The 12,066-nt window shown below is 38.1% G+C and carries 12 protein-coding genes; 6 read left to right on the top strand and 6 right to left on the bottom strand.

The annotated features are described in order from the left end of the window. The first annotated feature begins 118 nt into the window (after positions 1-118). From hutI to KO495_RS16295, 6 genes are all read left to right on the top strand, one after another. Positions 119-1,351, top strand: a complete 1,233-nt coding sequence (gene hutI / locus KO495_RS16320) for an imidazolonepropionase (protein WP_215981467.1) — start codon at positions 119-121, stop codon at positions 1,349-1,351. A gap of 125 nt (positions 1,352-1,476) precedes the next feature. After that, entirely contained in the window at positions 1,477-2,376 is a 900-nt protein-coding gene (locus KO495_RS16315) for a phosphoribulokinase (RefSeq protein WP_215981466.1), read from the top strand. A gap of 162 nt (positions 2,377-2,538) precedes the next feature. Next, the gene (locus KO495_RS16310) at positions 2,539-4,371 is read left to right on the top strand and encodes a methyl-accepting chemotaxis protein (protein WP_215981465.1); all 1,833 of its coding nucleotides are present in this window, start codon (positions 2,539-2,541) and stop codon (positions 4,369-4,371) included. Between the two features lie 185 nt (positions 4,372-4,556). Continuing rightward, complete coding sequence (locus KO495_RS16305) at positions 4,557-4,898, top strand: cupin domain-containing protein (RefSeq protein WP_215981464.1); 342 nt, start codon at positions 4,557-4,559, stop codon at positions 4,896-4,898. 38 nt (positions 4,899-4,936) lie between these two features. Then, positions 4,937-5,503: a GNAT family N-acetyltransferase gene (locus tag KO495_RS16300; protein WP_354668392.1), complete on the top strand. Its 567-nt coding sequence runs from the start codon at positions 4,937-4,939 to the stop codon at positions 5,501-5,503. A gap of 107 nt (positions 5,504-5,610) precedes the next feature. Further along, on the top strand, positions 5,611-5,964 hold the full coding sequence (locus tag KO495_RS16295; protein ID WP_215981462.1) for a 2OG-Fe(II) oxygenase: 354 nt from the start codon (positions 5,611-5,613) through the stop codon (positions 5,962-5,964). A gap of 411 nt (positions 5,965-6,375) precedes the next feature. Here KO495_RS16295 and speD read toward each other — a convergent pair whose 3' ends face one another. The 6 genes from speD to astA all read right to left on the bottom strand — a co-directional run bounded on the left by speD (position 6,376) and on the right by astA (position 12,051). Beyond that, positions 6,376-7,143: an adenosylmethionine decarboxylase gene (gene speD, locus KO495_RS16290; protein ID WP_215981461.1), complete on the bottom strand. Its 768-nt coding sequence runs from the start codon at positions 7,141-7,143 to the stop codon at positions 6,376-6,378. Beyond that, positions 7,144-7,548 carry an OsmC family protein gene (locus tag KO495_RS16285; RefSeq protein ID WP_215981460.1) on the bottom strand — a complete coding sequence of 135 codons (405 nt, stop codon included), beginning with the start codon at positions 7,546-7,548 and terminating at the stop codon, positions 7,144-7,146. Positions 7,549-7,696: 148 nt separating this feature from the next. Then, positions 7,697-8,053 carry a DUF3802 family protein gene (locus KO495_RS16280; RefSeq protein WP_215981459.1) on the bottom strand — a complete coding sequence of 119 codons (357 nt, stop codon included), beginning with the start codon at positions 8,051-8,053 and terminating at the stop codon, positions 7,697-7,699. Positions 8,054-8,281: 228 nt separating this feature from the next. Next, positions 8,282-9,436 (bottom strand): succinylglutamate desuccinylase, encoded by a 1,155-nt coding sequence (astE, locus tag KO495_RS16275; protein WP_215981458.1) that lies wholly within the window; start codon positions 9,434-9,436, stop codon positions 8,282-8,284. Beyond that, entirely contained in the window at positions 9,436-10,911 is a 1,476-nt protein-coding gene (gene astD, locus KO495_RS16270; RefSeq protein WP_215981457.1) for a succinylglutamate-semialdehyde dehydrogenase, read from the bottom strand. The genes astE and astD overlap by 1 nt, the downstream gene beginning before the upstream one ends. Positions 10,912-11,034: 123 nt before the next feature. Then, entirely contained in the window at positions 11,035-12,051 is a 1,017-nt protein-coding gene (gene astA, locus KO495_RS16265; RefSeq protein WP_215981456.1) for an arginine N-succinyltransferase, read from the bottom strand. Positions 12,052-12,066: the final 15 nt, after the last annotated feature.

Genomic DNA, 12,066 nt, shown 5'->3' with positions numbered 1-12,066 from the left:
CTGTCCGCCGCGATTAAAACGCTTTTATATCGAACAAAATTTAACCACGAAAGATCAACCGCCCCTAGTTAAACACAACAACTATAAACTTTATCAGCGCAACAAATAGGCACTTTCTATGATTAATTCACACTCTTGGCAAACACTTTACATTAACGTTAATTTAGCAACCATGTCTGATGGTGGCAATAGTTACGGTGAAATGAACCAAGCAGCCTTGGCTGTTTCGCAAGGTAAAATTGCTTGGCTTGGCTTAATGTCTGAATTGCCTGATTATGATCATAGTACGATTAAAGTGGTTGACGGAGAAGGAAAGTGGTTGACTCCAGGGTTAATTGATTGTCATACACACCTTGTTTATGGCGGTAGTCGAGCTAATGAGTTTGAAATGCGCCTGCAAGGAAAAAGTTATCAAGAAATAGCCGCTGCTGGTGGCGGTATTGTTTCTACCGTAACAGCAACCCGCGCTGCGAGTGAGGAAACATTATTTAATGCAGCACTCCCACGTTTACAAGCGTTGCATGAGCAAGGGGTAACAACAGTAGAAATAAAATCAGGTTACGGTTTAGATACCGAAAATGAAGTGAAAATGCTTAAGGTTGCCGAGCAATTAGCACAAGCTTTACCAGTAACTGTTAAAAAAACCTTTTTAGGGGCACATGCGCTGCCAACTGAATACAAAGATAAGCCGCAAGATTATATTGACTTAGTATGTAATGATATGATGCCTGTAGTTGTTGAACAAAAATTGGCTGACAGTGTCGATGTTTTTTGTGAAGGGGTAGGTTTTAATCTAGCACAAACCGAGCAAGTATTTTCAGCAGCTAAAAAGCATGGTTTATCCGTTAAAGTACATGCCGAGCAATTATCTAATTTAGGGGCAACCGAGCTTGCTGCCACTTATAACGCGCTGTCTTCAGATCACATTGAATTTTTAGATGAAGCTGGCGTTAAAGCGATGAAAAAATCAGGCATGACCGCCGTACTGTTACCAGGGGCGTTTTATTTTCTTCGAGAAACTCAGTTACCGCCGATGGACTTATTACGTAAATATGATGTGCCAATGGCATTGGCTACCGATGCCAATCCGGGCACTTCACCGCTACATAATATTCAATTAATGTTAAATATGGGCTGCACCTTATTTAGATTAACGCCAAGTGAAGCGTTAGCAGGGGTTACTTGTCATGGCGCTAAAGCATTAGGGCTATCGGTAAATAAAGGGCAGCTTGCGGTTGGGTTTGATGCTGATATTGCCCTATGGAATATTAGCCAGCCAGCTGAACTGTGCTATCAATTTGGCGTTAATCCTCTGGTTTCCTTAATGAAAAATGGCGAGCAAGTTATTTAATCTCAACTAAGGTTTATTATTAGCTCAAGTGCTTGAGTTGCTGCGGGTAAATGGCAATCGCTTGACCTTAGTAACAATTCACCGTATAAAATAGCCAGATATTTTCTCTAACTCTGGCTATTGCTATGTCTTCTCGAAATCCTATTATTGCAGTTACTGGCTCCTCTGGCGCTGGTACCTCAACAACAACTGCATCATTTGAACATATATTTCGAACCTTAGGCGTCCGCCCTGTGAATGTTGAGGGTGATAGCTTTCACCGCTTTTCGCGCCAAGAAATGAATTTTGAAAAACGTAAAGCGAAAGAGAAACAACGCAACATTAGCTACTTTGGCAATTTAGCCAATGATTTTGATGCATTAGAGCGTCTATTTCGTGATTATGGCGAAACAGGAAAAGGGCGAACTCGACGCTATTTACATACATTTGATGATGCGGTGCCATATAACCAAATGCCGGGGACTTTTACCCCATGGGAGGAGTTAGGTGAGGGCACTGATTTACTCTTTTATGAGGGGCTACATGGCGGTGTAGTGACAGAAGAAAACAATGTTGCTCAACATGTTGATTTACTTATCGGCATGGTGCCTATCGTTAATTTAGAGTGGATTCAAAAAATTATTCGAGATACTAATAAGCGTGGCCATAGTCGAGAAGCGGTAACCGCAAGTATTGTGCGTAGTATGGAAGATTATATTTCGTTTATAACGCCACAATTTTCTCGTACTCATATTAATTTTCAGCGTGTCCCAACGGTTGATACTTCAAACCCATTTAGCGCTAAAGCCATTCCAACATTAGACGAAAGCTTTGTAGTGATTCGCTTTAGAGAAATGAAAAACGTCGATTTTCAATATTACTTACGCATGATCGATGGCTCTTTTATGTCACGAGTGAGTACATTGGTTGTGCCTGGCGGTAAAATGGGCTTAGCAATGGAGCTTATTTTAACCCCGTTTATTCGTGATTTAATGGAGCGAAAAAGTCAGGCTAATAAACAGCTTGACTGGATGAGCGACCTGTAAAAAAAAACTGCCACTGAGCATTATTTTAATACCTAGAATTTATGGTTGCTGGCGTTTATAAAACCACTTATTGATAAATTATCTGCCACTTTATTGTAGTCGAGTTATTTTGTGCTACCTTTTATATATTAAGGATTAATACTGGCGATAAGGGGATATCAATTGCCTTCACACACTCTATCTATTCAACGTAAGTTACTCATTTTACTCGCTGCTGTTATTTTGGCTTTGTTACTTTTATTGGCGACAACAAGCTTTTTTAACCATCAGCTAAAGCAAATGGAACAGCTTAAAAGTCATATACAACAGCTCAGTATTTTTTCATTACAGTTACGTCGCAGCGAGAAAGACTTTATTTTACGAAAAAATGAAAAGTACATAGAAAAGTTTAATAAAAACTATCAATCACTTACTCTTACACTTGATAATATAGATGAGCTAAACCGAAGCGTTAGTGTCAATATTGAAGTTCATAAACTCAGAGAAGTGTTCGCAAGCTATAACGAAAAATTTTTAATGTTAACGCAACTGATGATAGAGCAAGGGTTAGATAAAAACTCCGGCCAGTATGCGCTATTACGCGATGCAACCCATCAACTAGAAGAATTTCTCACCTTAGAAAACGACTTAACTAGCCAAGTTTTATTACTGACAATACGTCGCCACGAAAAAGATTATATGCTGAGAAATGAAAGCAAGTATATAGAATCTATAATAAGCACTCTTGGTGAACTTAGTGTCAGAGAGTCGCGAAATAAAGATGCAGTTGCATTTATAAATAGTTATCAAAATGCAATGAGTAGTTTTGCGAAGTTAAACACCATAATAGGTTTAACACCGAATGAAGGTGTTATGGGTGAAATGCGTTCAGCAACCCACAATGCTGAAGAGTTGTTGGCAGAGTCGGTGGTTAACGCGACAGAGCACATTGACAGTAAGTCAACTTGGGTTGTTATTATTTCGCTTGCGTTATTTATTATTATTTCAGTAGCGCTAGCAGTTTTTATCGCTAAGTTGATTAATATTATTATTTTACCAATAAAAAATGCGGTAAAAAGTATTGAAGAAGTGGTTAAAAAAAGAGACTTCTCAATGCAAATTACTAAAGAAACTGATGATGAGTTTGGTGAAGTGGTTGATGCAGTTAATCGTTTTATTCAGTTTACTCATAAAATGAATAGCGCCATTGAAGACTTACAAGATGTCAGTAAAAAAGTTGAAGATAATGCTCATAGTACTGAGGAGAGCTTAACCAACCAGAATATGCAGTGCGAACAAGTTTCTGCTGCCACTATTCAACTTGAAGCAAGTGCTAAAGAGGTGGCTCAAAATGTTCAGCAAACAACAGACACTGCTCGGTGCATTGCGAAAGAAGTTGCCTTAAATAAGAGTCAGTTAGAAAAACTTAATGACTCCTTAAGTGGTAATGCGAATGAACTCGTTACGTCTTCACAAGACATCAATGTTTTAGAAGAAAAGTGCCATTCAATTAGTGGTTTTATTACTGAAATACGTAGTATCGCCGAACAAACTAATTTATTAGCGCTAAATGCTGCCATTGAAGCGGCAAGAGCCGGAGAGCAAGGTCGAGGTTTTTCAGTGGTTGCTGATGAGGTTAGATCTTTAGCAGATCGAACACAATTATCGACCAATCAAATTACTGAAATAATCAATGAGTTACAACAGTTAACTTCTCATGCTGTCGCGCAAGTTGATCAATGTAAAGAGCGTAGTTTGGAAGATTTAGTACACATAGAAACGTCATCAGCGACCTTATCAGAAGTGATGCGATATGTTGATATTATTAATCAAATGACAGAAAGTATTTCTGCTGCAACAGAAGAGCAAACTTTAGCTATTCATGAAATTGCAGAGAGTATCACCGAAGTAAAAGATAGAAATGTTTCGCTACTTGATCAAGCACACTCAAGCGTAACTCATTGCTCATTGGCTAATGAAAAAACCTATAAGTTACTGTCATATAAACTAAGTTAGTCTTGCTGTGGTTAACGCTGTAAGGGCTATGTTGGCTTTAACATAACCAATAGCTGTTTGTTATGTTAAAGTTCCTCTTTATTTTTCTCTCATTTATTGATTATTAATAAGTATTTCGATGTACCTTTCCGTGGGAAGTGTAGTGATATTACTTCTAATGAGTGCTTGTATTTTAAGGAGGAATTTTGACTGTTATAAGCAAAAAGTCGGCTGAGCATTATTTTTGGGGAGATCAATGTGAAGGTTGGCATTTAGTTCAATCTAAAAATTTAAGTGTGATCCAAGAACGTGTTCCTTCGGGTTGCTCTGAGCAACGTCATTTTCATAGTACAGCAGAGCAGTTCTTTTTCATTTTATCGGGGGTAGCAAGCATGGAGCTTGACGGGGAAATATTTGAGTTAAACCCTAATGAGGGTATATATATTCCTGCAAAGGCAATACACAAATTAAGTAACCAACATGAAAGTGATTTGCTCTTTACGGTTACTTCAACCCCGCCAAGCCATGGTGATAGAGTGGTAATATAATAGACAGTGTCGTGGGTGTTATGTGTCGAGAGGTTTTAGTGACAGAGTTTACTCCAGAATTAATAACAAAAAATTTAATTATTACTATTTTAGAGCCGAAAGATTATCAACTCTTAGCAACATATGAGAGAGCTAACCGAGCTCATTTAGCTAAGTGGGAACCATTAAGATCAGACGAGTATTTTACCGATGAAGCCGTGAGAAAGCGCGTGGCACAGAATTTTGATAATTTCAAATCAGGCTCCTCAATCGCTTTTGTTGCTCTTGACAAAAAACGCACTAAAATTATTTGTTGTTGTAATTACTCAAATATTGTTCAAGGTGTCTTTCAAGCCTGCCACTTAGGTTACTCCGTTAATATGGCAGACCAAGGAAAAGGCTTAATGTTTGAGATGCTGCAAGCATCTCTAGAATATGTATTTTCTCAACGAGAATTGCACCGCGTTATGGCAAACTATATTACGTCAAACATTCGCAGTGATAGATTGTTAGCAAGGCTTGGCTTTGAAAAAGAAGGGGTAGCTAAGTCATACTTAAAAATAGCTGGTTCGTGGCAAGATCATGTTTTAACATCAAAAATTAACCCTAATCATGTGGCGATGTAATTAATTATTTAACAGAGAAAATAACCTTCTGTTACTGTTTCTTATTTGAGCTAACATTTTATAGAGCATCGCGATAATAATGTTAAGTAAACCGTTTGAGAAGTTTCATGTCTATATTACGTAAACTATTTCGCTGGGAGCGAGGCCGACAACAGTCAGGCTACGATAAAATGCTGATCTGTGGGGCAATGTGGCCAATCAAGTTTGATACTTATTTGCTTAAATTTCCAGAGGGAAGTGAAATTGCACCACATACAGATAAAGTTGAGTCAGGTAAACATTACCGGTTAAATATAGTACTTAAGAGTGCAAAGCTAGGTGGTGACTTTCAATGTTCACCGCCAATATTTACAAATAATAGAATTAAGTTATTTCGTCCCGACGTTAGCGAGCATCAAGTCTCAAAAGTCATACAAGGAAATCGCTATATATTGAGTATAGGGTGGATAGTAGGCGCTTAGGATCGTTTTATATTGTAAGAAACGTCTAGTCTGGAAGCACTCAAGTTGAACAACTCTTAGACCTAGGTTACTATCTGAAAGGCTTCATGTTCTTTGTATATTACAGCAATTGCTATTGTGATAAGTCGCAATAAATATTCATCAACTATAAAATAATGACAAATGCCATTTGGGAACCTGCTCAGGTTGCGTTAACACTAACTAAAGCAGCCCCCATTAACTTCCTGATGTTGAAATTGGTTTAGTTGATTTACTTCACCCGTTAGTGCGGGGGATTATCGATTGATGGAAAGCTAGGAGCTTATGTAGTGTGGCTAAGCAGTTAGAAGCTATCATGGCAATAGGTGTTAGTAACGCAAGCAGAGCCACAAAGCGCTTACAGTGTTCTTATAGAGCTTATGAATGAATCTACTATTTATCTGTCGCCTCATTAGCTTTTTGGATGAAAAGTGAGTTTATTTCATGGTTTACTTGTTGTTGTAATAAGCTCAGCTGTGTCGGTGACAAATTAATGTCCTCAGCCGCAAAAATAATATCAACTAACGAACTTTGCTGACGGGCTAGTTTAGTATGAAACAAGTTGTATTGACTTAAGTTATTATCTTGAAACTGGTAATTGCTTTTAACCATAGCGTTAAAGCTATCACTAATTGTTACTACGCTGTCATCAATAAATAATTTGTTGCCATGACTATCACGAGTCATGCCTCGAATCCGGTAATCAATGTCTATAACGTCAGCGTTGAAATGGTTTATTAGAGTGTTAATAACTTTTAACGGCGAAATAACACCGCAGGTTGAAAGTTCAATGTCAGCTCTAAATATAGCGAGTTTATTTTGGGGGTTATCGTCTGGGTAGGTATGGATGCACAAGTGGCTTTTATCTAAATGAGCAACCAAAGATTCTGGTTGCGCTTCTTCCGACATCATCAACGTAACACTGGCACCATGAGGTTGATAGTCTTGCGAGGCAATGTTTAAAACATTACCGCCAATAGCATGACAAATATGAGTTAATAATTCGCTTAGCTTATGCGCGTTGTAATTCTCATTAATAAACTGGTCATATTGCTTACTGACTTTATCGTTATCTAGGTAATGCACTTTATAGAAAGAAAAACTTAAACTTTTTGTTAAGTTATTAAAGCCATAAAGTGATATTTTATTCGTGGTCGACATTTAACACGCAATAATTTCAAAATCATGAGTGATGCTTACTTTTGCATTTAGCATTAAAGCTACAGAGCAATACTTATCAGCTGATAAGTTAACCGCGCGCTCTACATGTTTAGGGTTAACATCGGTGCCACGAATAACAAAGTGCAAATGAATTGTATCGAATAATTTAGGTGTGCTATCAACGCGATTACCATTTAATTCAACTGTGCAGCCTTGAATATTTTGTTTGGCTTTATGTAAAATGCTGACCACATCTACCGATGAACAGCCACCTAAAGAAATTAATACACTTTCCATAGGGCTTGGAGCTAATGTGCCACCATTGGCATCAAGGACAAGTGTGTGACCACTTTCAGAGGTACCTAAAAAAAGTTCTTCGCCTAACCATTTTACTTGTGCTTTCATAATGCTCTCAACAGAAATATATAGAAGCAAGGATTTTAACTAAGATGCGCTTATTACACCAGTTTAATGGTGTAATAGTTATCTGCGCAAAAATTTTTAGAAGGGCTAGGCTGTTTGGCTAGGTTGTAATTTTTGGGGAGTAGGGCGACTATTGCGCTAGTTTTTGACTGTGAATAACGCCATCAAATAAGTTTTTTATTAAACCAGCAAACTCTGCAATAAACTCTTTTTGAGCGCTGTTTACTTTGTTGTTGACTACGCCTGATAAAATTTCTTCTAAGTCGTAAAGAATTGCGTCTACTTCACGAATTATTGCATTACGTTGGTTGTAAGTTAAGCTATCGTTTTGACTACATACCGCAATAATTTGCTCGCCCAATTCAACCTCAATGGCTGCCATTACAGTATCAGTGCTTAATGCTGAGCTAGTCGAGTTTTCAAATAAATTTAGATGCTCAGTGAGGTAGCTAATAATTTGCACATAACCGTCGGTATCTGTAACCATAATACAATCTCTATCCTATCGTTTATTTATCTCATTAAAAACAGTGGCTATATCAATTTACATGAAAGTTACTCGAATGAATAAGCTTTGAAGTGAGCCATCTTTCACAAGAGTAAGTGGTGACTCATTTCAGTATAGCAGCTAGTTATACTCAAGCTACTTCAATGTAAGTTCAGTTCATATTTTCACTTTTTTTGAGTATAGCTTAACATATTTAACAACAGTCACTTAAAGCTTGCAAGGGGCAACCATTAGTGCAGCTCGCTGACCAATCCCCACATTAGCGTTCGGAAATACAATACTTTCACCGTCAACACGGGTGATATAGTCGTTACCGTTATCTGAAGAAAGCTGTGTTCCTATAGGGTAAGAGGTAAAGTTTTTCACATCATTATCGATCAATAACTTAAAGTCGTCGCTGTGTTTGGTGATGTCGTTAAGGACATTAAATAAAGTAAAATTACTATTATCAAATAAGTCTAATGAAATAGACTGTGCGCTAACAAGGCGTGTTAGGTTACTGTACATAGCAGTAAAATTTTGCATATCATTCTCACCAAATGCTTTTACTTTACCTAACTCAACAGTAAAGGCATGCGCTGAAAAATTGGCACTACTAAAATATGAGAAGGTACCACTAGGTGCGTGACCAAATAAGATGGTGTTAACACCACAAGCGGCCATAAATGTTAGCTGCTCTTTATCCCAAGGTTTATCATCTTGGTACGGGTAAATTGCAAACTTTTCGTATTTAGAGCTACGAATGGCAGTGTGCAAATCATAATGATAATTTTTTGCTTGCTTGTCTGTGCTACTGTCTTCTACGTCAGTAATGCTGCTTTTAGCGGTAAAGAAGTCAGTAACGTATTGCTCTAGCTTTTCGGCTCTATATTTTTCATAGCAAGGGGTAATGCTTTGGTGTTTGCCACAAAATAGTCGGTTGAGGTTTTCACCTTGGAAGCGTTTAGCGATATTCATCGATACCGGATTACCGATGATAAATAAGGTACGGTGCTTAACCTGTGTTTTACCTTGAATAATATCATTAACTATTTGTTGTACTATTTCAATTGGCGCGGTTTCATTACCATGAATACCTGATGAAATAATAATGTTTTTATTGAATGTGGCTTTATCATGACCAGCAGTCAATAAACTATCAGGCTCAATAAGCAATACACCAGTATCGATTAAGGTCGCTGTTGCCGCCGTTACTCTAAATGTTAATGATGAAAGATCATCACTGAACTTGTGATCAAAGCTATGCTCGAATTGACGCGTTAAGCCAAGAAAATCACCATTTTTTATAAATAAGCGAAAGGCATTTTTGAACAATTCACTGCTGTTAGCAGTGAATTGTTGGCTGATAGTGTGCGCAACCATTAAATATGTAAACCAGGTGTTAAGCTTTCAGGTAAAGAGACTTTATCTGCTTCTACTGAGGCAATTGGATATGCACAATAGTCAGCTGCATAAAATGCACTTGCTCGGTGGTTACCACTCGCGCCAATACCACCAAAAGGTGCGGCACTGCTTGCGCCAGTAATAGGTTTGTTCCAGTTCACAATACCCGCACGAATTCGGCGGAAGAAGTGCTGGTAGTCTGCTTCACTATCACTGAGTAAACCCGCAGATAAGCCAAAGCCAGTATTGTTAGCTTCATCAATGGCTTTATCAAAGTCACTATAACGATAAACTTTTAGTAAAGGGCCAAAGTATTCTTCATCAGGAACATCTGCGGCAATTGCGGTAACATCAATAATACCTGCTGAGATAAAACCAGTACCGGCTTCTAAGTGCTTTAATTCAACTAATGATGTAGCGCCTAGCTCAATTAGTTTTTGTTGAGCATCAACTAAACCTAAAGCCGCTTTTTCTGAAATCATTGAACCCATAAATGGCTGATTTTCATCATTATAGTGACCAATTGTTAGGTCTTTAGTGACTGATATTAATTTAGCAAGAATTGCGTCACCTTGTTCATTGTTTTCAATAAACAAACGGCGAGCACAAGTACAACGTTGGCCTGTTGTTACAAAAGCTGACTGTACAATATCATGAACCACAGCGTTAATATCAGCAACGTCTTTAACAACTAATGGGTTATTGCCGCCCATTTCTAAGGCTAAAATTTTACCCGGTTGACCACCAAACTGTTCATGTAATAAATGACCCGTAGTAGAGCTACCGGTAAAGAATAAACCATCGATAAATTTATTACTTGCTAAGGCTTTACCTGTTTCGACTTCACCTTGTACTAAATTGATAACGCCTGCAGGTAAGCCTGCTTGCTCCCATATTTTTAGTACTTCTTCAGCAACACGTGGCGTTAATTCGCTTGGTTTAAATACGATGGTATTACCAGCAATAAGTGCTGGCACTATATGACCATTAGGTAAGTGACCTGGGAAGTTATAAGGACCAAAAATAGCAACAACACCATGAGGTTTATGACGAATAAATGCTTTAGCGCCAGGCATTGGGTTTTCAACAGTCCCGGTACGTTCATTGTAAGCTTTTAATGAAATTGCAATTTTTCCTACCATAGCGCCAACTTCGCCTAAGGTTTCCCATTTAGGCTTTCCTGTTTCAAGGGCTATGGTGGTTGCTAAGACGTCTTTGTTTTCGCCTAGTAATACTGCAAATTTTTCAACAATAGCAATACGTTCATCAAGCTTGATATTTGACCAAGTTTCAAACGCATTACGGGCACTTAATACCGCTTCATTGACTTGCTCGACAGAGGCTGTTTTACCTTGCCAAATAACTTCATTACGTGCTGGGTTTAATGAACTTACTTCATGGCCTAAGCCCGCTTGCCATTGGCCGTTAATAAATTGAACGTTGTGCTGAGACATAATTATTCCTTCTCATTGATATTAAGTGCATTACATTAGGTGAATACCAAATACAATGTAATGGCAGTAGTTTTTATTTACTAAGATGAAAACTACTGTTGTGTGTTAGTTATTTTGGTGTACTTAATTAGCGAGTAAGCGAACCCAATCGCCTTCTTTTACTAATAATGCATCAGCCACTGCTTGGCTGATTACGACTTGTTGCGCAGTTTCTCTATAAGAAAGTGGCGCTTGTGTTGCTCTAAAATTAGCAACTTGCGTATTACAAATAATATAATTATCAGTAGATTGTACATCGCCAATAATTACCTGACAGCGTTGGCTTTGGTTAATGGCACGTATGCTATTTACATTTGCCTCAACTGTTGGTCCGCCATCAAAAATATCGACATAACCTCGGCGTGAGAAACCTTCGGCTTCTAATAAGCGAATCGCAGGTAATGTTTTAGGGTGTACTTGGTTAATAACCGCTTGCGCTTCTTTACTCAATAAATTGACATAAATAGGGTATTTAGGCATTAACTCCGCAATAAATACTTTTTTACCAATACCTGTTAAGTAGTCAGCCGTCGGAAAGTCCATAGAAAAGAAGTACTTCTCTAACCAGTCCCAAAAAGGAGAGCGACCATGTTCGTCTGAAATGCCACGCATTTCGGCGATAATTGTTTCAGAAAACCTTTCGGCATGCTCAGCAATAAATAAAAAGCGGAAGCGAGATAAAAAGCGACCATTATTATTTTTACGGTGTGTATCACTTAAAAATAAAGTACAAATTTCACTCGCGCCAGTGTAATCATTACATAATGATAATGTTTCAACAGTGTTGTAAATATTTAACTCGCGTGAGCTATGAACTACTTTGCCTAAATGATAATGATAAAAGGCATCATCTAAACCTACCGCGGCTTCAATGCCACTGGTACCTACGACTTTACCGGTTTCGGTATCTTCCATCACAAATAAATAACCTTCATCACCAGGCTGGGTAACGGCTTTATTAAATGATTTTTCGGCATGGGTAATACGCTGGTTTAACAACTGCTCATTCACAGGAAGTGAAGTAAATCCATGGCCAGATTCTACGGCTATACGATGTAAATCGCTCAGATCGCTTTGTGTAATAGGACGTACAATGATCATAAATGCTCTCGATGA

The sequence above is a fragment of the Colwellia sp. D2M02 genome, from assembly GCF_018860755.1.
Classification (GTDB): domain Bacteria; phylum Pseudomonadota; class Gammaproteobacteria; order Enterobacterales; family Alteromonadaceae; genus Colwellia; species Colwellia asteriadis.
The sequence above is the reverse complement of the archived record's forward strand: the minus strand, read 5'-3'. Positions and strand labels throughout refer to the sequence as shown.